Genomic DNA, 24,239 nt, shown 5'->3' on the forward strand with positions numbered 1-24,239 from the left:
CAGCGACACACCCTACAACTACCCAGGTAGATCGAGTTATATTGTTACGCGGGGATTTTTACCGACTTATAGGGTTGGATGAGAATTTCAGCGGGAATCCCCAGTTCTTGATTCAACTTCCAAATCATCTCCAATGTCAAGGAACGTTTACGAGATAAAACCTCAGACACCCTAGCCCGACTACCGAGACATGACTCTAAATCGCGACGAGACCATCCGCGAGTTTCCATGTAATAATCAATCGCTTCGATCGGATCGGGGATTGCGATCGGAATGTGTTTCTTCTCGTAGGCTTCCACTAAGGTGCTGAGTACATCTAATCGATCGTACTCAGGAGTGTTTGGGGCGGCATTAAACAGTAACTCGATCTCTCGAAGCGCTTCCTGATAGTCCGTTTCATTTCTAATTGGGCGCAATTCCATACATTCACCTCTGTTTAGACTATTTTTGCATCTACTTTGTCATACTCAGCATGAGTGCCAATAAATCGGATGAAAATAATACCAAGGTCATAGCGAATTGCCACAATCAGCCGATACTTCTATCATAACGCGATCGCATCTTGCTCACTAGAAGGTAAGGTTTTCAATCGGGCGCTCGCACGTTCAAGTAACTTTAACCATGTGCATCACTCACCATTTTTTCACGGATGCAAAGATGCGCGTAACTTTTTAAGCTCATCATCCTGAAAGCACTTGGAAAAAGAACGAGCTTTGTAGGCATTTGGATGTGGAAGGAAAGCAAAAAATCTTTCACTGCTCCCTATCTTTATTGCCTCAGACACTGAGATTTTTTCAGGGATATTGAATTGACTTTGAATTGCTTTCCTTGCACCTCCTCCCAGCACCACAATTACTTTTGCCCCTGCCAGTTCTAAAGTCCTCAACAAATAGGTTTCAACACATTTATATTGCGCTCGTTCTACGCCAATTTCATTATGGGATTTACAATGCACTATTTCGGTAAGCGCATAATCAATTCCTGGAACCACATCCCGTTCAAATAACTCCATAGCACGTTGCCGGACTGCTGCCCAGAACTTAACAGCATGGCTATATGTCCCGTCCATTAGTAAGGATTTCGTACCATTGACGATCCATTCCTTGCGTCCCCCTCCAAAACGATAACTGAAGTAATCTTCCATATCATCGTCTGACCAAGACCAATTTGGGTAGTTTTCAACAGAGCCAATTGATGGATTTGAACTCAGAAAAAGAATAGGAGCTTTCTCTATATGTCCACTCCAAGGCTCAGGTACTTGAAACTTGTCTAAATTGAGCGATCTTTGATAATCAACAATTTCGCTACATGGATGTTCAGCAGCAGGATTTTCTCGACAGAACCGTGCATGGGGGCAATGAGCAATTTCATGTAGCAGAGTTATCTCAGACATTTTAAATGTTGGATTGCTGAATGTTTCAATTATTTGCGGCTTTTCCAATACCCAGGCTCTCGACTGCAATGCGTTACTGCGAGGATCAAAATGTAGTCTTGCTCGATCGTGTAAAGGATGCTATAGGGAAATTTCCGCGTCAAACATCGGCGAACATCTTCATCAACTATAGCCCAGCGAGTCGGAGATTCCCTAATTCGATACACAGCATCCTCAATAGCATTAATGAACATCTGTGCTACTTCAGAACGTTGTTCTGCATAGTATTGGACAGCTTCAGAATATTCAGCAAGTGCTTCAGGATGAAATACATATCTCATGGATCGAGCAACAGCCTCACTTGAGCTAACGCTTCATCCCCCGGAATTGCTTGCACAGCACCACTTCGGATCTCGTTACGTCGTCTATGAGCCTCAGTTGTCCAAGCTGCCTGAATTATTGGGTCGATATCTAATTCTAAACTTTCTGCGAGTTTTTCTGCCAAAAGTGCTCTTGATTCTCTAGGCAAAGATAAAAGCTCTTCTGTCAGTTGTTCAATTGACCGCATAGCTCGTCGCCAAATGCTTAATTACGATCGTAATGTAACAGACTTTAGACAAATAGAAGGTCATTGAGCCGGGGTTGATGTGCTTCGCGATCGCGGCGATCAAACAGTGAGCGACCAACAGTATAAAGCCTCTCAATCGGCGATCGCTATGCTCTAATTAATAAAGCATCTGTCCTTTCACCATCGGATAGCTGACATGACACAAAGCTTCAACCCCACCACATTACCTCCCGCCTTTCCCGATCACACGCAACTCCCAGACTCCGACGGCACGTTTGTGAAAAACTTCCAAGAACATCCCCAGAGTATCCTACTCACCGACTCCCTGGAAACTACACTGCAAACCCTCCACCCGGACGGACAATATGCGATCGGGCAAGATTGTGGCATTTACTGGCGCGAAACCGACCCTCCAGAAAAGGGAGCCGAAGCGCCTGACTGGTTCTACGTTCCCAACGTTCCGCCCCTAATAGATGGGGAAATTCGCCGCTCTTACGTGATTTGGCGCGAATATATTGTGCCATTGATTGCGATCGAATTTGCTAGTGGTAATGGCTCTGAAGAACGAAACAATACTCCCTTATCTCGCTTACCAGAAGGTGCCAACCAGAAACCCGGAAAGTTTTGGGTATACGAGCAGATTATTCACATTCCTTACTATGCAATATACATCATTAAAACGAGCGAATTGGAAGTCTATAACTGGGTGAATACTCGTTATCGCCGTTTGCAACCAAACGATCGCGGACATTATCCGATCGACCTGATGGGAGTAGAGTTAGGTGTGTGGGAAGGTAGCTATCAAAATCAGCATCAGCGATGGTTGCGTTGGTGGGATAATGAGGGTAAGTTGTTGTTAACTGGTAGCGAACAAGCTAGACTCGAACGCCTCCATACCGAACAGGAACGCCAAAGGGCCGATCGCGCCGAACAAACCCAACGGGATGCGATTCCCCAACTGCTGGCAATGGGTTTAACTGTAGAGCAAGTGGCTCAGGCGCTTTCGCTGTCGGTGGAAGATGTACAGAGATTGGGTTGACAGTTAACTTTCATGATTCAGAAACCAAATCTCTTTTCTCGAATTGCTGGTATTTCTACGATCGCCCTTTGTGCAGTCGGCGGATTGTTGTACGTCAAAAAACCCGTACAATCTATTCCCGCAAAACCAGCACCCGAGGAAATTGTACTAGATGCCGAAGTGCGATCGCTCCCCGGAAAACTCGACAACATCCCCCTCTTCAACAGCAACAGTCCCGAATGGGTCAAAAAAGAAGGCATTTTGCTCTCAACCTTTCCCCCAGACGGCAAAAAAGTCCCTGCAGCTCACCTTAACTTTGCCTTTCAAGGGCAATTCAACCTGTTTGCTCACCACTTTTCTCACACTCCGCTGAATTTGAGAACTTTGTATATCGCCGCTTTGCTCTACAATCCCGGCTCCGAACCCGTGACGGTGGAAGTGTTACAGGCAGCCAGTTACCTGATGGAACCAGACGCACCGTTCAAACAAAAGCCAGCACTAAGTGAGAGTCCCAACGGCGAAGTATATTCCGGCCCTGGGATTCGCGCTGTCGATAACGTTTTGCGGGGAATGCGGCAGCCGGATTTTCCCGAAAAACTGCTGATTGCACCGGGAGAAACCGCATTGTTGATGAATCGCCCTATTCCCGTGCGGGGTCTGGAAAAGCCGATAAATGGTCGTTCTACCTTTGTGCGGCTCAAAAGTAGCGGCAAGGTTTATGCCGCTACTTTGGCAATGTATGCACCTCAAAATGCTGATGGGGGCGATCATCGCGCGCCAACTCTGGAAGAATGGCAGCAATTGCTGAATAATGGCGGTTTGGCAGGCCCCCGCGACAAAACCCCGACTCCCCCCGCCGCGACTTCGGGAAGCCTGATTTACGGCCGCGTGGCAGGGGTGCAGCAAGGTTCTGGATGGGAAGCGGAATTAGTCGATCGCGATGCTAAACATCTGGCAATTCCCCAGACTGGAAAAGCGATATCCTATGGGATCTCTACCTTGCGCGGGGGCACTTTGGGAACCCAACAAGTGCAAGCCGGAAAAATGCTGGTGCGCTATCCCGACACCGCTTACGAAGCCCACGGCAATTACGGCGTACACTACAATCTGATTGTGCCGCTGCATAACACTGCCCAAAAACCGCAAACGGTAGCGGTGAGTTTGGAAACGCCTTTAAAAGAAGATCGACTCTCAAAAAATGGATTGCGATTTCGCCAACCTCCCCTAGATTTTCCCTATTTTCGAGGTACTGTGCGGCTGCGCTACCAAAATGATGGAGGTTACGATGTAACTCGCTACGTGCATTTGTGGCACCGTTTCGGTCAAGTTGTGGAACCGATGGTAAAGTTGAGGTTAGCTGCGACAGAAACGCGATCGGTAAAAGTTGATTTTATTTATCCTCCCGATTCCACGCCGCCGCAAGTATTGACAGTGAGAACTTTGGAATAGTTGATTTATTTATTTCAGTCAGTACCAGACCCAAAAAATATGTGATTTAATTTCTACATTGGTATGTAGGTGACAATATGTCTTCTTCACAACCCCCGTCAGGGGAAAGAAACCCTCTAGGATTGGATGAATTGATTGCTATCTTGGTGGCCTTCGGCACGATGGGAGCAATTTTATTTTGGGTAACAGGTAAAAATCCCGATCGATTGAATGCCAGAAATTGGCAATTTCCAGCCGTTTTCTCTCAGCCTGCTGTTACGCCCGCGACTCCGGGAATATTAACGCCAGAATCGCCAAATTCGGATTTGCGATCGCCCGCTACAACCCTGATTCCCTCAGAACGGGAAGTCGCACCTGTGGGACCTTTAGGGCCGATTTTACCGCAAAATCCTCCGGTGGGTGTGATCGTTGTTCCTCCCAACAAGCCAATTGCGCCATCGACTCCCGATCCAGCAATTACCAAACCGAAAGCCGATAAACCGAAAGCCGATAAACCCAAAGTTGGGCCCGTTAGATTCTCCGATGTTCCAGACAAATATTGGGCGCGTCCGTTCATTGTCGCTTTAGTCGATCGGAAAATCTTTACTGATTTCACCGACAGCAAATTTCGTCCCGACGAACCGATGACGCGAGCCGAACTAGCGCGCTTGATTCAGCGAATGTCCGACGACAAAGAGCCGATCCGAAAACCAATTAATTTTAAAGACGTAAAAGACAAGAGTCCTGTAGCTCCTGCGATCGACCACACCGTCAAAACTGGATATCTTAAAGGATACCCAAACAATGAGTTCCGTCCCGACAAAAATATTCCCCGCGTGGAAGTCATCGCAGCATTGGCGAGCGGTTTGAGGCTGAAACCATCAACAAAAGCAAGCAAAACTTTACAACTTTATACAGACAGGACAAAAGTGCCGAAATGGGCAGTTAACAAAGTAGCATCAGCCACAGAAGCTGGCATTGTGGTCAACCACCCGAAGCGCGCACTTTTGCAGCCTAATAGAACAGCAACTCGAGCTGAAGTAGCAGCCATGATTTACCAAGCTATGGCCAAAAAAGGCCAAGTACCTGCTAAGTCTTCTGAGTATGTTGTGAAGCCTGTAAAGCTGTCCAAGTAATATTTTAGGGGCGTTGCTCCTAGCCCGCCCCACAATAACATTTAATCGTTATTGTTTGTAGTCAGGACTGAAGCCTTCACTACGAAGCAGCTAAATTAATCTTGAAACACCATAATACTGCCCGAATAGCAAGCTACCCAAACCTGATTAGTTTCAGGATCGTAAGTAATTCCGATCGGACTTGAATTAACCTTCACTGTTTGCAGCACTTTCATATCGCTTGTCCTAACTTTGCTAACAGTATTCGAGAAATAGTTGACCACATAAAGCAGTTTTCCCTGATCGGAAATTGTCATGCTGCGAGGTGCTTTTCCGGTCGAAACTTTGTCTACCACTTTACCAGTTTTTAGGTCAATTTTTGCCACATTTCCTTCACCATTTAAAGTGGCATAAAGATACCTTCCGTTGGGATCGATCGTCAAATGACGCGGCGCATTGCCAATCTTTCTCAGCCATTCTACCGAAAAGTCTATGAGATTCACTTTCGCAATATTGGAAGAACCCATGATGGCAACATAGGCATTTTTTGAGTCGGGAGTAACAACAATACCCCGAGGATATGCACCCAGTTTCACACGCTCGATTTCGAGATTTTTATTGGTATCAACAACGCTCAAATCCCAACTGCACCAATTGGTAGCAAGCGCGAAGCGATTGTCAGGCGAAACAGCATTGAATTTCGGAACTGCACCTACAGGAATTACCTTTTCTATTTTCAAAGTTTGGGTATTGATGCGGTACAGAAAACTTTGGTCGTGTTTTGCGGCTGGAGAGCACCTGTCGGTTCCCGGATTTCTAAACCCGGAACCGTACATTTTGTAGTTGGAGACGTAGGCATATTTGCCATCGGTTGAAAAAGCAGCTTCTACGGGAGAGCCTTGATAATTGCCTTTGAATTTAGAAAAGCCGAACTTCGACAAGTTTACTGTATCGGGAATAGTCTTGACTAATTTAAAGTTCCTGTCGTAAACTGTGATTGTGTGGCGGTACATCATGTTTTGAGCAAAAAACAAACCCGATCCCGAATAAACTATTGATTTGGGCGATATATTACCGTAAATGGTTTTTTTCAAGGTCATTTTTCCTTGAGTATTATCGGGAGGATTTACGAGCTTTGTGGGTGGCAACTCACTTTCTTTATCCTCGGAATTTTCAGTTTTAAAGGGCGGTAAAGAGGGTTCTTGAAATAGAGGTTCTTGGGTCTGAGTGTTAGTTTGATCTTCGTCGAGTTCGTTTGTGTTATCTGTGGCGGTAGGAGATGGCGAAGATCGATCGACATTTGGCGAGATTTTTTCTGCCGCTTCCATGCTGGCGTCTTCCGGCTTACCTTTCAGTGCTGACAAGGTTTTAGGGCCAACAATTCCGTCAACTTTCAGGTTGTTCTCTGCTTGAAACTTTTTCACAGCAGCCTGGGTGAGAGAACCGTAAAATCCTGTAGCCTTACCGCTAAAATAGCCTGCGTTTTGTAGAGTTTTCTGAAGTTGGGCTACTTCCGGGCCTGAATCACCTTTTTTGATGGCGAGTGCGGGATTGACTAAATTGACAATTGTGAGAGCGATCGTAAAGAAAAGTAAAGGAGTATAGGCTAAATTTCGGTGCATTTTTGAGTGGGTCGATCGAGCTTGACCCGCAGCCGTTTCCCAAGTTTCAGCTAAATGTAGGTAGGCCAGTCCGTCCATAGTTTTTACCGGGTATTTTTGGTGCTATGATACACCAGTTAACTTTGATGAAAGAGAGAATCTTATTATAATCAAACTTAGGGTAAAATCTCCAAGCAGTTTTTAACGGTGCAAGCAAGTAGGAGCGATCGACAATGTGGAGTGGGGAAAAAACAACCGCAGAATCAACGACAAAAGAATCCCGCCAGACGTTGCTGGGGGACGGCGACGGGGGACTTTGCCAGCGGGCTTGGGTAGAAATGGATTTAGCAGCTTTAACTCACAATGTAAAACAGCTTAAAAAGCTCTTATCTCCCCACACAGAACTGATGGCAGTTGTGAAAGCCGATGCTTACGGTCACGGTGCTGTTGCAGTCAGTCAAATAGCATTGCAAGCAGGGGCTAGTTGGCTGGGAGTGGCGACAATTCCCGAAGGAATAGAATTGCGAGAAGCTGGGATAGAAGCGCCGATTTTGCTGTTGGGGGCAACCCATACACCGGAACAGGTAAAGGCGATCGCCCATTGGCACTTGCAGCCCACTATTTGTACTGCCAAACAAGCCCTAATTTTTTCGGAAGTTCTCGCTGGTCTTAACCAATCTTTGCCGGTTCACGCTAAGTTAGATACGGGAATGTCTCGCTTGGGTACGCCCTGGCAAGAAGCTACAGAATTTGTGCAATTAGTCAAGCGGTTGCCAAATTTAAAATTAGCCAGCATTTACTCTCATTTGGCGACAGCAGATAGTCCCGACCCCGCAGTTATGAGAGAGCAGCACCAGCGGTTTCAACAGGCGATCGAGCAAATTAAAATAGCAGGAATTAGCCCCCCTCGCCTCCACTTGGCAAACTCTGCTGCAGCCCTCGCTGACCCGGATTTGCACTACGATTTAGTGCGAGTCGGTTTAGCTACCTACGGTCTTTATCCAGCGCCTCACTTGCAGTCGATCGCCAATTTGAAGCCCGCAATGCAGGTAAAAGCTAGGGTAACCCAGGTGAAAACAATTGAAGCAGGAACCGGCGTCAGTTACGGCTATCAATTTATAGCTCAGCGCCAGACACAGATTGCCGTAATTGGTATCGGCTATGCAGATGGCATTCCGCGCAATCTTTCTAATAAAATGCAGGTTTTAGTCCGGGGTCACTTCGTGCGGCAAGTGGGCGCGGTAACGATGGATCAATTAATGCTGGATGTAACTGATATTCCCAATTTAGAAGTCGGCGAAGTGGTGACGCTGTTGGGCAAAGATGGGGAATATCAAATTACGGCAGACGATTGGGCCGCGACTTTAGGAACTATTTCGTGGGAAATTCTCTGCAGTTTTAAACACCGATTGCCCCGCGTAGCAGTACACTATTAGCAGTAGTCCGGCAGGGGTTTAAACCCCTGCCTCATAGCAAAATTCGGTTAATTAAAACAGACTCAAGATTTAGAGCGAGGAAATTATTGATTTTAGTCCTCTTTGAGAGGACTTTAGCTATGAGACAGGGGTTTTCAACCCCCGTCGGACTCTCGTAATAAGCGATAAGACTGAGACTGCGTTTACCAATGCCCAATGCCCAATGCCCAATGCCCAATTCCCAATTTCCAATTGATATGACAGTTATTCAGACGTTTTTACCAATAGCTCAAACTTTCTATTCTCAGCTAAATGCAGAAAGAACACAAGCCTTGGAAGTAGCCCAAGAATTCTCGAAAAAATTCGTAGAATTGGGGTTTAAAATTGTACCTCAACTGCTGTGGGCGATCGGCATTTTGTTAATTACGCGATTTGCGATCGGCTTTGCGGGCCGCGTGACTCGCCGAGCACTGAGTCGCACCGAAGCCACGCTGCGGAAATTCTTAGTTCAAGCTGCTGAAATTACGATTTTGGTAGTGGGAGTAGTCGCCGCTTTGAGTCAGTTGGGAATTCAAACTACCAGTGTGGTTGCGGTAGTGGGTGCCGCGGGTTTGGCCATTGGTTTGGCGTGGCAAAATACTTTGTCCCACTTTGCTGCTGGGGTAATGTTGATTAGTTTGCGACCCTTTGAAGTCGGGGATGGGATTGAAGCTGGCGATGTTAAGGGAGTGGTGGACAGCATCGGGATTTTTTCAACAACCGTGGTGACAGACGATCGCATAAAAATTATTGTCCCGAACAATCAGTTGTTTAACGGTACACTGAAAAATACAACGGCAATGGGAACGAGGCGAGTAGACTTGAGGATTGATATTGGCGATCGGCCAATTCGTCCAACTGTAGCTGAGTTATTAGAAATTGCCCACTCTCACCCGCTGGTGCTGGAGAATCCGCCCCCGACTTGTTTGGTAGCCGAGATTACTCCAGATACAACTATTTTATCTCTCCGACCTTGGTGCGCGTCGGTGGCCTACGAACAAGTGCGATCGCAAGTTCAACAATACGTCAAAGAGGCAATGGATGCCGAAAACAATCAAGAACAATAGATATCAATCTCAAATCTAAAATCCCCAAGTGATCCGAGGTATTTCCCATGAGCAAGTGGTATCCGCAGCAAATTTTGCAAGAACCCGGTGTCAGAATCACCGCCACCGAAAAACAAACAATTCTCAGCAAATTTCCGCCTCCAGACGAAAACGGTCAAATCTATGCCGACGGTGTTTTTGAAGGCGGCGGCGTGCGCGGAGTTGCGTTTTTAGGAGCACTCCGGTGTTGTAGCGATTTGGGCATCAACTGGCGAAAATTGGCCGGCACTTCGGCAGGTGCAATTACTGCTGCAGTATTGGCAACCGACTTGTCAATTGATGATTTAGAGGAAATTTTAGGACAGCTCGATTACAGCATATTTTTAACTCAAAAAAACAGTCCTCTAATTTTAAACGGCGACCCCGCCGACGACTTGCAATCTCCTGCTTGGACGCTGCTTTTCCTAACAGTTAGCCGTCAGATGGGAGAATATTCGGCGCAGCCATTCCGGCAGTGGCTAGAAGCAATGCTCGGTCGAGGTAACTTGCAGAGTTTTGCCGATGTCAAACAAATCGTAAAAGACCGGGAATTAAAAGTAGTAATATCCAACCTCACTCGCGGTGAAATGTTGGTGCTGCCCGACGACTTACACCGACGCGAATCGACCGATTCCGATACTTTGTATGAGCAGTTGCGACTCCCAAGTGCTGAACATTTTAGCGTGGCTGAAGCCGTTCGGTTGTCGATGAGTATTCCCCTATTTTTTGAACCAGGAAAACTCGGCGATGACTTAATTGTAGATGGCGGAATTTTGAGCAATTTCCCCCTGTGGATTTATGACAAACAATCCGTCGGTTCGACTCCTGCACCGCCGCGCTGGTTTACCTTTGGGTTTCGATTAGTCGATACCGGAATTGAGACTAAAGCTAAGATTGATACTCCCCTGTCGATGCTGGCGGCGATGTTCAGAACGATGATGAAAGCAAGAGACCGCTATCACCAGCGAGAAATGGATAAAGGCAGGGTGATTAATATTGATGTGACTGAAGCTGGGGTGACGACGACGGACTTTAATCTCGATGGCGATCGCAAGGCTAACCTGTACCGCTTGGGCTATTTGTATACTAAGAGGTTCTTTTTGAGTTCCAATTTTAGTTGGGAAAAGCACTTGAAAGCTAGGGGCTTTGGGGAATAGGCTGGAGGTTGAGGTGGCGAAAAGTATACAGAGTAAGGGATTGAGGAATTTTTAAATTAGGGGTTGGCAAGAAGAAGATGTGTGTGCTATAGTTAGTTACTGTCATCTTGGAGAGGTGGCTGAGTGGTCGAAAGCGGCAGATTGCTAATCTGTTAAGGGTGTTAACATCCTTCGAGGGTTCAAATCCCTCCCTCTCCGTTCTATTTAATCATTTATCTATAAAGGTTTTTGGATTGGTCCAACCCTTAAAAGTTGCGTTTTCCGCTCATCTTTTGCTCACTCTTCGCGATCGGTAGTGCCACCTCAGTCTGCCGTGAGGGTCAATGAAGCTATCGCTGCGATCGCAATTTTCCAAACAACGATCGCAATATGGTACGCTCAAGAGCCGGATATTCATCTGTGTTAAGGTGTGAGGAAGTGATTCCAGAATTCGATGAAAACGGCAACTTACCCCCAAGAGTTCATTTTTGCGAATGGGAAGAATTTGTAGAACGATTTGGAAGCAACGAGCTGAGGTTGCGTTTAATGCGCGGACTGCGAATGGCAATGGAGCAACTCAAAGCAGGTGGTTGCCGGACAATTTATATCAACGGCAGCTTTGTTACCATTAAGCCAGACCCAGGAGATTTTGATGCTTGTTGGGATAGCGAGGATGTCGATTACGATTATCTCCGAAAAAATGCCCCTCGATTACTAAATCATTTGGATCGTAGCGCACAGAAATCCAAATATAAAGGTGAAATTTTTCGTTCCGATGAACCTGTAGGAGATTACGGCTTAAATTCTATAGAATTCTTTCAGCGTGACAGACAGTTAAATCCTAAGGGCATTATTGCTATAGATTTATTAAGGTGGAACCCATGATTAAAAATGAAAAAGAGTATGAATATAGTCAAGAATGCGCCCGAAAATTTGAATATTCTATTAGGGCGTTAGAGCAAGAGGAGGAACTGAAGAAAAAAGACCCCGAAGGGTGGCAACTTTCTGGCGATGTCAAACAATCTCACCTGATGGCTTTACAAGCAGAAATTGCTGAATATGACAGGCTTACATCTCATGATCGCAACACCCCAATAGTATTAACACTTGATGATATTGATTATTTACCCCAAATCTTGATTAAAGCTCGCATGGCAGCTAAGCTAAGCCAAAAAGAATTGGCAGATTTAGCTGGGCTGAAAGAAGAACAAATTAAACGTTATGAAGATAATGACTACGAAGATGCCAGTTTTTTGGATGTAAGATTTGTTATTGATGCACTGGATATCAAAATAAAAAAATGTGAGTTTCTAGTTCCTTTAGATACTCTCAGAAGAACGCCAGTTACCAAAGAGGAATTACTTTCCTCAACTCATCGTTTTCACAGCAAACAAGATCAACGAATGATTGGGCAAGTTCAATTTTAAAATTAGCCTTGACAGTTGACGCTTTTAGAACCCCGGCTTCTTTCAGAATTCGGGGCTCTGGATGTATAGTTTTCAATTTATCAACCTAAGTCTAATTCAGTGTCTTCATCGCTTCGACAACTTGCCGCGAGATAAAAGGTAAAATTTCTTCATTCTTGCTATTCTCTTTCCCCTCGGTAAATACAACTAACAAATACGGCCGCAAGCCCGATATTTCAATATAAGCAGCATCGTGACGAACTTGACTTGTCAGTCCTGCTTTTGACCACAATTTTGCTGATTCTGGCAATCCCCCGCCTAAAAAACCTGTAACTTGATTTTCGGGATCTGCCTCTAATTCTGCTGGGTCTAAACTGCGTTTCATTAAACCCATCATTTCTTGCGATGCTTGGGCAGAAACAGCTACGCCGCCGATTATACTGTGCAGCAAACGCGCCGCTGCATTGGTGGTCAGCATATTTCTATTTTCCATTAATTCTCCCACAAATGCTCGCTCGCGACCGTAGGGGCCGTCACACCAGGTTTTTTGATTGGCGTTAATATTTTGTAATTCCGGCCAATCCAATGATTGAAAGTAACGGTTGATGATGTTTCGCTGCTGTTTCCAAGTTTCAAAGGGGGCGGGTGATAATTCTGGGCCGCTGGTGGTGCCGGTGAGGGCGTCTACTACTAAACTGGTGGCGTCGTTGCTGGAATCAACTATCATATCTCGCACGGCGCGTTCTAATTCTGGCGATGTTTGAATCATGCCTTTTTGCGCCCATTCCCAGATGGCAACGAGGTAGAATAATTTGACGATGCTGGCGGGATAAATTCGTTCGGAAGCTCTAGCGCTAAAACCTCGCGGTTGATATTTCCAAAATTCTTCTGCACTCAGGGCGCCGCCTGTATTGACTCGCACCGGCGGATCGTAGACTATCCAGGTAATGGCTATACGATCGCCACTTAATCCTGTAAATTCTGACAATGCGGAGTCTATAATGCTACTGCCGAGGGTTTCTAATTGTTCGTCTTTGTGAAAAAATGTCATGGTTAATGGCTGACGGTTAACGGTTAACGGCTAGCAGCTAATGGCAATCTATCGTTAAATGCGAACAATAAATGCGAACAATTAACAGCAAACAATGAGCAATTAGCAATGGCCAATTATCAATTATCTGATGTTGTGGAGTACCGAGCCCGATCGCACATAAATATTTACGATTCCCCAAAGTGCGATCGATTGGCAACTCAAGCAGCGCTGGGGCGACATTTGCGCGTCGTCGAACTCCCCCTAAGACAGAGCGATGTAAACTTGGATACAACGGCTGTGATGGTGCGGCTGTGCGAAGATGATTATCCGGGATGGCTGGATATTCGAGATGTTGAGTTGCTCGATGTGGCAGAAACAGTGTATCATCCTCTGGTGGTTTCTGAGGCCCAAATCAAGGAAAAATTACCAATTGTAATTGCTTTCGCTCGCGAGGCTATGAACCAATCCAATTATTATCTTTGGGGCGGTACAGTCGGGCCGAATTATGATTGTTCGGGCTTGATGCAAGCGGCGTTTGTGGCTGCGGGCATCTGGTTGCCGAGGGATGCTTATCAGCAGGAAGCTTTTACTAAATCTATTAGTATCAGTGCTTTAGAACCGGGGGATTTAGTATTTTTTGGTACGCCCGAAAAAGCCACTCATGTAGGATTGTATCTCGGAGATAATCGCTACATTCACAGTTCGGGACAAGCACAAGGTCGCAACGGTATCGGTATCGATGTTTTGTCGGAGGATGGCGATCGAGTCAGTCAAGCTTATTACCAGCAATTGCGGGGATATGGTAAAGTTGTGGCAAGTTATCAACCTAGTTAGTTGTTGACGGTTGACTGTTGACGGTTGACTGTTGATATTATCGAATAAAAAAATGGACGCTGCATTATTTTTGGAAAAATTGGCTGCACAGCAGGCTGCCTCTGAGGTTGTTCCTGACGTTTCGGTGGTGGTGCCGGTGTATAATGAGGTGGAAAGTTTGCCTCATTTGATTGAGGCGATCGCCTCTTCTATCCAACCATCTGGACTCAGCTATCAAATTATTTGTGTAGATGACGGTTCTAAGGACGGTTCTGCTGAACTTCTCCAGCAGTTAGCCAGCACTCGCGATGACCTTTGTGCTGTAATTTTGCGCCGCAATTACGGGCAAACTGCTGCCATGTCCGCAGGTTTCGATCGCGCTCGCGGCCGTGCTATTGTTACCCTTGACGGCGATTTGCAAAATGACCCGGCTGATATTCCGCTATTGTTGGCAAAGTTAGATGAAGGCTACGATTTAGTGAGTGGCTGGCGGAAAAATAGGCAGGATAATACTATTAGTCGGTTGATTCCTTCTAAAATTGCGAACTGGTTAATTGGTCGCGTTACAGGCGTAACTTTGCACGACTACGGCTGTTCTTTGAAAGCTTATAAATCCGAGTTGGTAGCAGACTTGAATTTGTACGGGGAATTGCACCGCTTTTTGCCTGCTTTGGCGTTTATTGAAGGGGCGAGAATTGCAGAACTGCCTGTGCGACATCACGCCCGCCGTTTCGGTCAAAGTAAGTACGGAATTTGGCGGACTTTTCGCGTGTTGATGGATTTGTTAACTATTTCTTTTATGAAAAAGTTCCTGACTCGACCGATGCACGTTTTTGGACTTTTGGGACTGAGTTCTATGACGTTGGGGACGGTTTTAGGGATTTATTTAACTTTCCTAAAATTTGCTTTTGGTCAAAGTATTGGCAATCGTCCTTTGCTGATTTTGGCTGTGGTTTTGCTGTTGACTGGCGTGCAGTTATTTTGTTTTGGTTTGCTGGCGGAAGTGATGATGCGGACTTATCACGAGTCGCAGGGAAAACCTATTTATCGAGTGCGCGAGGTGTTTGGTTCTAAGTAAGGGGTTGATCCCAATTGTACTCCTTGATAAAAAGAGGAAAAGTTTTGAGTTGTAAGTTAAATAATTTAAAACTCAAAACTCAAAACTACTTCCTAATCTTCCATTCTCTCATCTAAAATCTCAAATCTCAAATCTAAAATTGATTGACTTTTTGAGCTTGTCGGAGAGATTGAATAGTTGCGATCGCGTGTTCGGCGACTGCATCTATTTCTGCTTCGGTGTTGAACCGGCCAATACCAAACCGAATTGAAGCATAAGCTAATTTGTCCGATCGCCCGATCGCTGCTAAAACATGAGAGGGAGATATTTTCGCCGAAGTGCAAGCAGAACCCGAAGAAACTGCCGCCGCCGGTTGCAAACCCAACATCAACGCTTGACCGTCAACCCCGCCTACACTAATATTGAGATTCCCCGGCAATCTCTTCGTAGCGTGACCGTTGAGAAAAACATCGCCCAATTCACTCAAATTTTCCCACAAACGCTGGCGCAAATTAACCACTCGTTCTGTTTCCGACGGCATTTCTGCAATTGCCAATTCTACTGCTTTGGCAAACCCAACTATTTGCGGTGGGTAGAGAGTTCCAGATCGCATTCCCCGTTCGTGGCCTCCTCCGTGCATTTGCGGCGCTAGCTGAACTCTCGGTTTGTTGCGGCGCACGTAGAGAGCACCGATCCCTTTTGGGCCGTAGATTTTGTGGGCTGTCAAGGACATTAGATCGATATTCATCTCCTCTACGTCGAGGGGAATTTTGCCGATCGCCTGTGCCGCATCTGTGTGAAAAATAATGTCATTTCCGCGACAAATTGCTGCAATTTCTGCGATCGGCTGGATGACGCCAATTTCGTTGTTAGCCGTCATCACTGAAACTAAAATTGTCTCTGCCCGAATCGCTTTGATCAAATCGCCTATATCAATCAGCCCGTCGCTTTTCACCGGTAAAACAGTAATGTCAAACCCCAATTTTTGCAAATAGGTACAGGGGTCGAGAATTGCATTGTGTTCGGTTTTTACTGTGATAATGTGCTTTCCTTTACTGAAATAAGCTTCAGCGATGCCTTTAATCGCTAAGTTATTTGCTTCGCTGGCGCCGCTGGTAAAAACAATTTCTTCTGGGGAGGCGTTGATCGCTTCTGCTATGATTTGGCGTGACTGTTTTACCGCTGCTTCTGCTTCCCAGCCGTAGATGTGGTTGATACTGGCTGCGTTGCCGAATTGTTCCGTGAAATACGGCAGCATCGCATCAAGTACCCGTGGATCTACGGGGGTTGTGGCGTGGTTGTCGAGGTATATAGGACGTTCGGACATAGTGCAGTTTTGGGTGAAAAAAGTGTTAGGTTTATTGTAGACGAGCCCTTTGTTCTACAACAAAACTTTATATTTAACAAATATTTGTAAAGATTTATGCGACCTGACATTCAGGGATTAGAAATTACTCTCGGTGAGCTCAAGCACCTCACCGGCGCCGGGCCCGATCGCGTATACCGGCCGCCGACAGCGACTAAGTTTGCCCGCGAAGCTTTGAAAACAGTCAGTTTAATTGTTTTGGTTCTAATCAGTTGTTGGCTGCTAGTTGCGATATTTCCTAGGGCGTATGTGTGGTGGTTCGTCCTTCACTTCGCTGCGATAGTTGGTTTAATCTTGGAGGATGCCTGGAAAATTTGGTGCAGTCGGCAAAACCAACATTTAATCAATCTTTTTGATGATGTCGATCGCTATAATGGTATAATCAAAGCGATTGAAATTAATGACAAGATAGAAGATGCTGGCAATCCGGAAGTCAAAATCGGCGATCGCGCAAAAGTTATTCAAGCTTTGCAACTAATCAGAGACGATTTAGTTCGAGCTTTGAAAACTGAAAGAATTCTTAGGGAAAACAAAAAATTTGTCGCTACTAATTCCGAATTGTTTGCCAATAACTTAAGAAATTTGAATGCCCTGCAAATTAGCGATCGAGCCAGCGAACAAGGACGATTGCTCAACGAAGCTTTGCAGGTAGCCGTGGAAGTTCAAGCAGAAATGAAAAAGTTGCAAGATCAAAACGCTGCTAATTTTTAAAATGGCAAAATTTAGTAGTGTGCAAGGCTGGATGCGCCTCTTACCCAGTAGCAACATGAAGCTTACTGAACGGATATAACTCAAACATATTCTCCAAATTATAAGTTATGAGAATTGTGAAAAAAATATCATAATTATTGTAAATTTTTTCCTGTTACGTAACAGGTAAGGATATCTTGGAAAGGTGACGTTAACAACCAGGTCAGTATGTCTTCTGTTAAACCCAAGATTATAGTTCTCGACGACGATCCGACTGGTTCTCAAACCGTGCACAGTTGCTTGCTGCTGACACGTTGGGACGAAGACACCCTGCGTTTGGGGCTGCGGGACAAGTGCCCGATTTTCTTCATACTGACAAATACTCGATCGCTAACTCCCGAAAAAGCAGCCTCCGTCACCCGCGAAGTGTGCCAAAATCTAAAAAGGGCGATCGCCAGCGAAAAAGTCGAAGACTTCCTAATAGTTAGCCGTTCCGATTCTACCCTGCGCGGTCACTATCCGATCGAAACCGATGCGATCGCCGAAGAACTGGGCCCCTTCGACGCTCATTTTCTGATTCCCGCCTTTTTTGAAGGAGGCAGAATTACCCGCCACAGCGTGCACTACCTAATAGTTAACAGTGTCCCGACACCAGTACACGAAACCGAATTTGCCAAAGATTCAGTCTTCGGGTACAGTCACAGTTACCTGCCAGACTATGTAGAAGAAAAAACCAAAGGTCGCATCCCCGCTGATGCAGTCGATCGCATTTTACTCGGAGACATTCGCTACGGAAGTTTAGATCGACTGATGGACATGACAGACAACCAATGTGCGGTTGTTGACGGCCAAAGCCAAGGCGATTTAGACACATTTGCCAAACACATTCTCAATGCAGTCAGTCAAGGCAAAAAGTTTTTATTCCGCAGTGCAGCCAGTATTTTAACATCCTTAGCTAACCTCGGCCCGCAGCCCGTAGCAGCCGACGAAATGGCAAAATACGTCAGGGGCGGCAAACCGGGTGCAGTAATAGTTGGTTCCCACGTTAAGAAAACTACGGAACAATTGGAGCGCTTGTTAAAAGAGCCCAATATAGTTAGCATTGAAATAGATGTATCTCACTTGCTAGAAGATTCACCAGAGTATCGCACTCAAATGCTCGATGAAATTCTCGAAAAAGTCCGCACTGCTCATGCAGATGGCAAAACGCCTGTAATTTATACCAGCCGCAAGGAACTCGAATTTGACAATGCAGAAACCCGGTTAAAATTTGGAGAGGCGGTTTCTGCTTTGTTGATGGATATCGTGCGGGGACTGCCTGCCGATATCGGGTTTTTGATTAGCAAGGGCGGCATTACTTCTAATGATGTTTTGAGTACAGGTTTGTCGCTGAAAAGTGTCAGGCAAATCGGTCAAATTATTGCCGGTTGTTCGGTGGTGAAAACAGAGGCTAATCATCCTCTGTTTCCCAATTTACCAGTTGTTTTGTTTCCGGGAAATGTGGGGGATAGCCATGCTTTGGCTACGGTTTACAAGCGGCTGAGCAAGTAGTATAGCTCGACCAATCGCAGATTAACCCAGATGAATTTAGCTTCTAGGCAGGGAGGAGAATGTTCATCTGCGGTTGGTCGATGGGTTTCAATGCTCGATCGAACTTTATGGCAACTGCCACTGCACGACCACTTCAAAAAAAATCTCTCGCCTACTTTTTCCTTGCCCAATCCACCTAACTATGATATCATAGAGAGTCTGTCTGTAAGTAAAGCCGATCGCCCCATCTCCAAATTCCCCCTCAGCAGTCGCTCTCAAAAAAATCAAATTTAGGAAAAAAAATTAAGGCAGAACTCTACATATAGAGCCAACAGCGCAACAGCTACTGCTATCAGTAGCGTTTCCAGCTTGTACCCGCCTAAATTTTAAAATTAAGTAGAAATTTCCACATAGTAATTTTTAGCTGAAAGGATTAGCATATAAGGGTGACAGAACATTATCATCCCCTAAACTCATTAAAAGATGGCCATTGGTTCAAGCTGATCTGTGGGGCGAGCTTTCAACACCTGCCTGCTGTACGGAATCTCACCTTGGCTTACACCTTAGCAGGCGCTGACTGTATCGATGTCGCGGCAGATCCCGCCGCCGTCGCCGCAGCGAAAGAAGCCCTACAAGTGGCCAGCGACTTACAGGCAAGAACTCAAAACCGCAGGTTTGGTGGCAAAGGGTTGCCGTTGCTGATGGTGAGTTTAAACGATGGGGAAGACCCGCATTTTCGCAAAGCCGAATTCAACCCAGCGGATTGTCCGGCGGACTGCTGGCGGCCGTGCGAAAAAATATGTCCAGCCGAAGCAATAGTTTTTCAGAGTGCTGGCAGTGGTTTTTCCGGGGTGATAGACCAGCAATGCTATGGCTGCGGTCGCTGTCTGCCGATTTGTCCGAGCCAACTCATTTATACTCGTTCTTACGTGTCTGCTCCCGCCGCGATCGCACCTTTAATCTTGCAATCCGGTGCGGACGCCCTAGAAATCCACACGCAAGTAGGCAGAGAGGCAGATTTTGCGCGACTTTGGTCGAGTATAGCTCCCTGGGTCGGTCAACTCAAGGTAATAGCAATTAGTTGCCCCGATGGAGACGGTTTGATTGATTATTTGCGGACACTCTATCAAATAATTTCCCCCCTTCCTTGTCCGCTAATTTGGCAAACGGACGGTAGGCCAATGAGCGGAGATATCGGAACAGGAACTACTAGAGCCGCGGTCAAACTCGGTCAAAAAGTTTTGGCTGCCCAGTTGCCGGGATACGTGCAACTTGCAGGCGGCACTAATGCTCACACTGTCAGCAAGTTGAGAGCCGAGGGACTGATGAAGGATGCCGGGAAAAATTTGTCAGCTCCCCCTGTCCAATACATTGCAGGTGTAGCTTACGGCAGCTATGCCAGGGTTTTGCTATCGCCAATTTTAGAACAATTAGAAGCAATGCAGACCGATCGAGCCTATGCCGTTCCGGTGGCAGTCGCGCGGTCAGCAGCCGAAGTTCAAACATCTCGGCTACCTCAGCTCGAAGCCGTCCCAGAACTTCTCTCGGAGGCCGTGAGTTTAGCTTGTTCTCTAGTTTCCCAGCTCAAAGAATTTTAGTCATTGGGCATGGGGCATTGGCCAAACAGGGCATTGGGCATTGGGCATTGGTACTAATGACTAATGACTAATGACTAATGACTAATGACCACTGACTAAAAAGTTGAAAAAGTCACCGAACACATCGAGGCGAATGCAGATTACAGACGACCTCAACAGATTATTAGACATCGTGCCAGATGAGATCCGGCAGCCCTTAGAGCAGCACCCGCAGCGCAACAATCTCATTGAGATTGTCATGGATTTGGGCCGCCGACCAGAAGCTCGTTTTCCATCCTTGGCCGAACCTCTTTCCCAAACGCCGATTTCCAAGGCACACCTCAACTATTGCATCGAGCGAGTCGGCCACTTCGGTGGCGACAACCGAGCCGGTATCGAGCAAACCCTGCACCGAATTAGCGCCCTTCGCAACCGCAGCGGCGAGATTATCGGCTTGACTTTGAGGGTGGGCCGCGCTGTGTTCGGGACGATCGGCATTATCCGCGATTTAGTGGAAACCGGTCAGTCAATTTTGATGCTCGGCCGCCCTGGGGTTGGCAAAACCACGGCCCTGCGGGAAATTGCCCGCGTGCTCGCCGATGACTTGGAAAAACGGGTAGTAATCATCGACACCTCCAACGAAATTGCCGGAGATGGAGATATTCCCCACCCAGCGATCGGCAGAGCTCGCAGAATGCAAGTTTCCCGTCCCGAACTCCAGCACCAAGTCATGATCGAAGCAGTGGAAAACCATATGCCGCAAGTGATCGTGATTGACGAAATCGGCACGGAACTCGAAGCTTTGGCGGCTCGGACGATCGCCGAAAGGGGCGTGCAGTTGGTCGGTACCGCCCACGGGAACCGGATCGAAAACTTGATGAAAAACCCGACTCTGGCAGATTTAATTGGGGGCATCCAAGCGGTGACGCTGGGAGATGACGAAGCAAGACGGCGCGGTTCTCAAAAGACGGTTTTGGAGCGCAAAGCACCGCCAACTTTTGAAATTGCCATCGAAATGCTGGAACGCGAGCGCTGGGTAATCCACGAGCGAGTTGCAGATGCGATCGACACTTTGCTGCGGGGACGCGAACCGCACCAGCAAATCAGAAGCGTCAGCGAGACTGGAGAAATAATTATCGAGCGCGAGTCAGCCGCTCCCCCCGCCCGGTTTCCGGGGATGGCAGCTTCCAGCGGCCCGGCTGCTGTCTCAGCAATCCGGCCCGTCACACCGCTCTCTGGGTGGCGGAGTGCTGGCAAAATGGTGCCGATGCCCGCTCCCAGCGAGAACTTCGCTGCTAAAAGCGCGCCGGTTGCTGAGACTCGGTATTTCGAGCAACTGCTCGAAGAATCCCTGTCCGTCGAACCAGTACCCACCCCCGGACGTTTTTCCCAGAATCTCGGCCCTAACGGCGAAGATTTGCCCCTCCACGTTTATCCTTACGGCATACCTCGCCACCAGCTCGAACAGGTGATTTCGACGCTGAACCTGCCGGTGCTGCTGACAAAGGATATTGAGAGTGCTGACGTGGTTTTGGCTTTGCGATCGAACGTTCGGAACCAGTCGAAATTGAGGCACTTGGCCAAAACTCGCCAAGTTCCTCTGCACACAATTAAGGCCGGCACGATACCCCACGTAGCGAGAGCTTTGCGGCGTCTGTTGGACATGGATGACCCCGGCACCCCGGAAGTGGCAGACCTCGCCTTATTCGCCCGCAGCGGTTCTTCTGACGAGCTCGAAGCTCTCGAAGAAACGCGCTTAGCAGTCGAGCAAATTGTCATTCCGAAGGGACAGCCGGTGGAGCTCCTGCCCCGTTCTCCCAACGTCCGCAAAATGCAGCACGAACTTGTGGAACACTATCACCTGAAATCCCACAGTTTTGGAGAAGAACCCAATCGTCGCTTGCGGATATATCCAGCTTAAAGTTGGAGATTAGTGTTTTGGAAGGCAGAAGGTAGAAGGCAGAAGGGATAATTTTTTCCTGGCTTCTACCTTCTGCCTTTTGCCTTTTTCCTTTAAGTAGCTGGCAAGTTTCTGATATGATGTGGTGTAACACTGTTCTTGTTAATGCGATCGGCTAAATTCTCAATTTATAATTTCCAATTCCCCAATTTCCAATTACCAATACTTCGACTACGCGAGCTTACAAGTTCCCCTATTCTCAATAGTTCAGCTACGCACTTCCCTTCGGCTCCCTTCGGCTTTACGAACGGATGAGCCGCAGGCTAGCAGCTATGCTCAGCACAAACTCAGCACCAGCTCAGTAAAAGTTGCCACTTCCCAAATTATTAAATTAATCTCCCTGAGTTGACATGAATGATTCCATAGTTCAGCTATTTATCAACTTAATTACTACGGAAATTGGTGTGCGAATTAGGTCACAAGATCGAGCTGGTCTGTCTCATAAAATTATGACTCGAATGAGAGCCAAAAAAATCGCAGAACCAGAAAAATATTATAAGCTTTTAACTGCCAAAAATTGGGAAAGTAAAAATGAATGGTCAGAATTAGTATTGCTACTAACAACAATTGAAAGTTATTTCATGCGAGATAAAGGACAGTTTTCTCTGTTAAAAAAAGTAATTTTTCCTGAATTGATAGAGCAAAAAAGAAACTTGCACAAGATATTGGGAATGCAGCCGACACTGCGAATTTGGAGTGCGGGCTGCTCTACCGGTGAAGAACCTTATTCTTTAGCTATTGTTTTAAAAGAATTGATTCCCGATTGGGAACAATGGAAAATATTAATTTTAGGTACAGATATCAATGAAAAAGTAATCAAAAAAGCGCCCCAGGGAGTTTACAGTCATTGGTCATTTCGCTTGGTTGAACCGCAGATACAAAAGCAGTATTTTCATCAGAGGCAAAATGATTGGCAAATCAATAAAGAATTGCGCGAAAGTGTAACCTTTAACTGTGTAAATTTAATCACAGATGAGTTTCCTAATATTTACCAAAATCTTTATAACATAGACTTAATTTTGTGTAGAAACGTATTTGTTTATTTTGAACATAAGTATATTTCACTGGTACTGAAAAAATTTGCCAATACCCTGAGACCTGGAGGATATTTAATGACCGGTCACGCTGAAGTTTACGGTCAAATTATGAACGAGTTTGAACCCAAGATTTTCCCGGAGTCGGTGGTTTATCAGCGTCGGGATGCAGTAATGGAGGAAGGCTCTCAAATAGAGTCTAGAGTTGCGACGGTAGGGGCAGCCAACTTGGCATTTCGGGAATTGCCCAAAGCAGATACTATGGGCGATGATAGTGGTGAGTTGCTAACAGGGGAAACGATGCCACCTCGTTTTACTACTAACAGCAATTTTCCAGAGATAGAGATGCCACCCGTATTAAAAATAAGTAATCCGCTGGGGAAGATGCTGCCCTCTCCCTATCGGGAGGACGGCTTGCCGAACAATGCCGTGTCAGTTACAGAAAAAATAATAGCAGAAAATAGTCAAAATAAAACGCCTCAAATGCTAATTTTAGAGGCTAAGAAATTATTTAAAAATCAAGATTATGCTGAGGCTATCAACAAGGCACAAGAGGCAATAGACTTGCAGGGACATAATTTTGATGCTTATTTTTTAATCGCTCAAGTTCAGGCCAATGCCGGCAATTATTCTCAGGCAATAGAATACTGTAATCGAGCTAGAAAAGTAGAGCCTGGGTCAGTATATACTGATTATTTACAGGCTCAAATTGCTGAAGAACAGGGGCAATTAGAAACAGCAAAGAATTTATTAAAGAGGACTATTTATATGTGTCCATCTTTTGTTTCAGCTTATATAGAACTAGGGAATATATACAATAAAGAAGGTCAAGTAAAAAGAGCTCTTAAAATGTACAATTCATCTTGTGAAATCCTGAAAGCACTACCGCCCAACACTCCCATAGATTCACAGGGGAAAATGACCGCTAGTCAAGTTCTGATGAATGTTAAAAAAAAATTGTTAAAATTATACAGTAAAGAAACTGTACACTAAAAT

At 46.1% G+C, this 24,239-nt stretch carries 24 protein-coding genes and 1 tRNA gene; 17 read left to right on the plus strand and 8 right to left on the minus strand.

All coding sequences use genetic code 11. The features are described 5' to 3' along the window. Positions 1–44: 44 nt before the first annotated feature. The 5 genes from NDI35_RS24070 to NDI35_RS24090 form a co-directional block, all read right to left on the minus strand. Positions 45–422: a helix-turn-helix domain-containing protein gene (locus tag NDI35_RS24070; RefSeq protein ID WP_445314918.1), complete on the minus strand. Its 378-nt coding sequence runs from the start codon at positions 420–422 to the stop codon at positions 45–47. A 14-nt stretch (positions 423–436) separates the two neighbouring features. Then, positions 437–532 (minus strand): type II toxin-antitoxin system HigB family toxin, encoded by a 96-nt coding sequence (locus NDI35_RS24075; RefSeq protein ID WP_333029073.1) that lies wholly within the window; start codon positions 530–532, stop codon positions 437–439. A gap of 111 nt (positions 533–643) precedes the next feature. Then, complete coding sequence (locus NDI35_RS24080; RefSeq protein ID WP_445314919.1) at positions 644–1,441, minus strand: uracil-DNA glycosylase family protein; 798 nt, start codon at positions 1,439–1,441, stop codon at positions 644–646. Continuing rightward, positions 1,423–1,713 (minus strand): type II toxin-antitoxin system RelE/ParE family toxin, encoded by a 291-nt coding sequence (locus NDI35_RS24085; RefSeq protein WP_333200387.1) that lies wholly within the window; start codon positions 1,711–1,713, stop codon positions 1,423–1,425. Before NDI35_RS24085 ends, NDI35_RS24080 begins: the two co-directional genes overlap by 19 nt. Then, positions 1,710–1,940 (minus strand): addiction module protein, encoded by a 231-nt coding sequence (locus tag NDI35_RS24090; protein WP_332954782.1) that lies wholly within the window; start codon positions 1,938–1,940, stop codon positions 1,710–1,712. The genes NDI35_RS24085 and NDI35_RS24090 overlap by 4 nt, the downstream gene beginning before the upstream one ends. Positions 1,941–2,136: 196 nt before the next feature. On the opposite strand from NDI35_RS24090, the gene NDI35_RS24095 reads away from it, so the two are divergent. The 3 genes from NDI35_RS24095 to NDI35_RS24105 all read left to right on the plus strand — a co-directional run bounded on the left by NDI35_RS24095 (position 2,137) and on the right by NDI35_RS24105 (position 5,522). Next, entirely contained in the window at positions 2,137–2,979 is an 843-nt protein-coding gene (locus NDI35_RS24095; protein ID WP_445314920.1) for a Uma2 family endonuclease, read from the plus strand. A 12-nt stretch (positions 2,980–2,991) separates the two neighbouring features. After that, on the plus strand, positions 2,992–4,407 hold the full coding sequence (locus NDI35_RS24100) for a DUF3370 domain-containing protein (protein WP_445314921.1): 1,416 nt from the start codon (positions 2,992–2,994) through the stop codon (positions 4,405–4,407). A 77-nt stretch (positions 4,408–4,484) separates the two neighbouring features. Then, on the plus strand, positions 4,485–5,522 hold the full coding sequence (locus NDI35_RS24105; protein WP_445314922.1) for an S-layer homology domain-containing protein: 1,038 nt from the start codon (positions 4,485–4,487) through the stop codon (positions 5,520–5,522). 95 nt (positions 5,523–5,617) lie between these two features. On the opposite strand, the gene NDI35_RS24110 is transcribed toward NDI35_RS24105, so the two are convergent. Next, complete coding sequence (locus tag NDI35_RS24110; protein WP_445314923.1) at positions 5,618–7,201, minus strand: peptidoglycan-binding protein; 1,584 nt, start codon at positions 7,199–7,201, stop codon at positions 5,618–5,620. 134 nt (positions 7,202–7,335) lie between these two features. On the opposite strand from NDI35_RS24110, the gene alr reads away from it, so the two are divergent. The 6 genes from alr to NDI35_RS24140 all read left to right on the plus strand — a co-directional run bounded on the left by alr (position 7,336) and on the right by NDI35_RS24140 (position 12,204). Then, positions 7,336–8,538 (plus strand): alanine racemase, encoded by a 1,203-nt coding sequence (gene alr, locus NDI35_RS24115; RefSeq protein WP_445314924.1) that lies wholly within the window; start codon positions 7,336–7,338, stop codon positions 8,536–8,538. 209 nt (positions 8,539–8,747) lie between these two features. Beyond that, positions 8,748–9,623, plus strand: a complete 876-nt coding sequence (locus NDI35_RS24120) for a mechanosensitive ion channel family protein (protein ID WP_445314925.1) — start codon at positions 8,748–8,750, stop codon at positions 9,621–9,623. Positions 9,624–9,670: 47 nt separating this feature from the next. Continuing rightward, positions 9,671–10,798 (plus strand): patatin-like phospholipase family protein, encoded by a 1,128-nt coding sequence (locus NDI35_RS24125; protein ID WP_445314926.1) that lies wholly within the window; start codon positions 9,671–9,673, stop codon positions 10,796–10,798. 109 nt (positions 10,799–10,907) lie between these two features. Further along, positions 10,908–10,996 (plus strand) — tRNA-Ser (locus NDI35_RS24130). 171 nt (positions 10,997–11,167) lie between these two features. Then, positions 11,168–11,662: a DUF6932 family protein gene (locus tag NDI35_RS24135; RefSeq protein ID WP_445314927.1), complete on the plus strand. Its 495-nt coding sequence runs from the start codon at positions 11,168–11,170 to the stop codon at positions 11,660–11,662. Then, a complete protein-coding gene (locus NDI35_RS24140) occupies positions 11,659–12,204 on the plus strand; it encodes a helix-turn-helix domain-containing protein (protein WP_445314928.1) in 546 nt (181 codons plus the stop codon). The genes NDI35_RS24135 and NDI35_RS24140 overlap by 4 nt, the downstream gene beginning before the upstream one ends. Positions 12,205–12,295: 91 nt before the next feature. Here NDI35_RS24140 and NDI35_RS24145 read toward each other — a convergent pair whose 3' ends face one another. Beyond that, a complete protein-coding gene (locus NDI35_RS24145) occupies positions 12,296–13,234 on the minus strand; it encodes a serine hydrolase (RefSeq protein WP_445314929.1) in 939 nt (312 codons plus the stop codon). Between the two features lie 108 nt (positions 13,235–13,342). Between NDI35_RS24145 and NDI35_RS24150 the strand changes: the two genes are divergently transcribed. Both NDI35_RS24150 and NDI35_RS24155 read left to right on the plus strand, forming a co-directional pair. Next, entirely contained in the window at positions 13,343–14,050 is a 708-nt protein-coding gene (locus tag NDI35_RS24150) for a C40 family peptidase (RefSeq protein WP_445314930.1), read from the plus strand. A gap of 52 nt (positions 14,051–14,102) precedes the next feature. Continuing rightward, a complete protein-coding gene (locus tag NDI35_RS24155) occupies positions 14,103–15,107 on the plus strand; it encodes a glycosyltransferase family 2 protein (protein ID WP_445314931.1) in 1,005 nt (334 codons plus the stop codon). Positions 15,108–15,240: 133 nt separating this feature from the next. On the opposite strand, the gene NDI35_RS24160 is transcribed toward NDI35_RS24155, so the two are convergent. Next, a complete protein-coding gene (locus tag NDI35_RS24160) occupies positions 15,241–16,413 on the minus strand; it encodes an IscS subfamily cysteine desulfurase (RefSeq protein WP_445314932.1) in 1,173 nt (390 codons plus the stop codon). Positions 16,414–16,509: 96 nt separating this feature from the next. On the opposite strand from NDI35_RS24160, the gene NDI35_RS24165 reads away from it, so the two are divergent. The 6 genes from NDI35_RS24165 to NDI35_RS24190 all read left to right on the plus strand — a co-directional run bounded on the left by NDI35_RS24165 (position 16,510) and on the right by NDI35_RS24190 (position 24,236). Continuing rightward, complete coding sequence (locus tag NDI35_RS24165) at positions 16,510–17,163, plus strand: hypothetical protein (protein WP_445314933.1); 654 nt, start codon at positions 16,510–16,512, stop codon at positions 17,161–17,163. Between the two features lie 207 nt (positions 17,164–17,370). Further along, complete coding sequence (locus NDI35_RS24170) at positions 17,371–18,693, plus strand: four-carbon acid sugar kinase family protein (RefSeq protein ID WP_445314934.1); 1,323 nt, start codon at positions 17,371–17,373, stop codon at positions 18,691–18,693. Positions 18,694–18,723: 30 nt separating this feature from the next. Then, complete coding sequence (locus tag NDI35_RS24175) at positions 18,724–18,966, plus strand: hypothetical protein (protein WP_445314935.1); 243 nt, start codon at positions 18,724–18,726, stop codon at positions 18,964–18,966. Positions 18,967–19,118: 152 nt separating this feature from the next. Continuing rightward, on the plus strand, positions 19,119–20,270 hold the full coding sequence (ldpA, locus tag NDI35_RS24180; RefSeq protein ID WP_445314936.1) for a circadian clock protein LdpA: 1,152 nt from the start codon (positions 19,119–19,121) through the stop codon (positions 20,268–20,270). A gap of 133 nt (positions 20,271–20,403) precedes the next feature. Continuing rightward, positions 20,404–22,170, plus strand: a complete 1,767-nt coding sequence (locus tag NDI35_RS24185) for a R3H domain-containing nucleic acid-binding protein (protein ID WP_445314937.1) — start codon at positions 20,404–20,406, stop codon at positions 22,168–22,170. Between the two features lie 389 nt (positions 22,171–22,559). Then, positions 22,560–24,236, plus strand: coding sequence for a CheR family methyltransferase (locus NDI35_RS24190; RefSeq protein WP_445314938.1), 1,677 nt, complete (start codon positions 22,560–22,562; stop codon positions 24,234–24,236). The last annotated feature ends 3 nt before the right edge of the window (positions 24,237–24,239 follow it).

Source organism: Microcoleus vaginatus FACHB-2002 (assembly GCF_040004035.1).
Classification (GTDB): Bacteria; Cyanobacteriota; Cyanobacteriia; order Cyanobacteriales; family Microcoleaceae; genus Microcoleus; species Microcoleus vaginatus_C.

Excerpts from the sequence above, each read along its gene's own strand:
- NDI35_RS24070 (WP_445314918.1), bottom strand. The coding sequence starts at position 422 with ATGGAATTGCGCCCAATTAGAAATGAAACGGACTATCAGGAAGCGCTT.
- NDI35_RS24085 (WP_333200387.1), bottom strand. The coding sequence starts at position 1,713 with ATGAGATATGTATTTCATCCTGAAGCACTTGCTGAATATTCTGAAGCT.
- NDI35_RS24090 (WP_332954782.1), bottom strand. The coding sequence starts at position 1,940 with ATGCGGTCAATTGAACAACTGACAGAAGAGCTTTTATCTTTGCCTAGA.
- NDI35_RS24095 (WP_445314920.1), top strand. The coding sequence starts at position 2,137 with ATGACACAAAGCTTCAACCCCACCACATTACCTCCCGCCTTTCCCGAT.
- NDI35_RS24100 (WP_445314921.1), top strand. The coding sequence starts at position 2,992 with ATGATTCAGAAACCAAATCTCTTTTCTCGAATTGCTGGTATTTCTACG.
- NDI35_RS24105 (WP_445314922.1), top strand. The coding sequence starts at position 4,485 with ATGTCTTCTTCACAACCCCCGTCAGGGGAAAGAAACCCTCTAGGATTG.
- NDI35_RS24110 (WP_445314923.1), bottom strand. The coding sequence starts at position 7,201 with ATGGACGGACTGGCCTACCTACATTTAGCTGAAACTTGGGAAACGGCT.
- alr (WP_445314924.1), top strand. The coding sequence starts at position 7,336 with ATGTGGAGTGGGGAAAAAACAACCGCAGAATCAACGACAAAAGAATCC.
- NDI35_RS24120 (WP_445314925.1), top strand. The coding sequence starts at position 8,748 with ATGCCCAATTCCCAATTTCCAATTGATATGACAGTTATTCAGACGTTT.
- NDI35_RS24125 (WP_445314926.1), top strand. The coding sequence starts at position 9,671 with ATGAGCAAGTGGTATCCGCAGCAAATTTTGCAAGAACCCGGTGTCAGA.
- NDI35_RS24135 (WP_445314927.1), top strand. The coding sequence starts at position 11,168 with ATGGTACGCTCAAGAGCCGGATATTCATCTGTGTTAAGGTGTGAGGAA.
- NDI35_RS24140 (WP_445314928.1), top strand. The coding sequence starts at position 11,659 with ATGATTAAAAATGAAAAAGAGTATGAATATAGTCAAGAATGCGCCCGA.
- NDI35_RS24145 (WP_445314929.1), bottom strand. The coding sequence starts at position 13,234 with ATGACATTTTTTCACAAAGACGAACAATTAGAAACCCTCGGCAGTAGC.
- NDI35_RS24150 (WP_445314930.1), top strand. The coding sequence starts at position 13,343 with ATGGCCAATTATCAATTATCTGATGTTGTGGAGTACCGAGCCCGATCG.
- NDI35_RS24155 (WP_445314931.1), top strand. The coding sequence starts at position 14,103 with ATGGACGCTGCATTATTTTTGGAAAAATTGGCTGCACAGCAGGCTGCC.
- NDI35_RS24160 (WP_445314932.1), bottom strand. The coding sequence starts at position 16,413 with ATGTCCGAACGTCCTATATACCTCGACAACCACGCCACAACCCCCGTA.
- NDI35_RS24165 (WP_445314933.1), top strand. The coding sequence starts at position 16,510 with ATGCGACCTGACATTCAGGGATTAGAAATTACTCTCGGTGAGCTCAAG.
- NDI35_RS24170 (WP_445314934.1), top strand. The coding sequence starts at position 17,371 with ATGTCTTCTGTTAAACCCAAGATTATAGTTCTCGACGACGATCCGACT.
- NDI35_RS24175 (WP_445314935.1), top strand. The coding sequence starts at position 18,724 with ATGAATTTAGCTTCTAGGCAGGGAGGAGAATGTTCATCTGCGGTTGGT.
- NDI35_RS24185 (WP_445314937.1), top strand. The coding sequence starts at position 20,404 with ATGCAGATTACAGACGACCTCAACAGATTATTAGACATCGTGCCAGAT.
- NDI35_RS24190 (WP_445314938.1), top strand. The coding sequence starts at position 22,560 with ATGAATGATTCCATAGTTCAGCTATTTATCAACTTAATTACTACGGAA.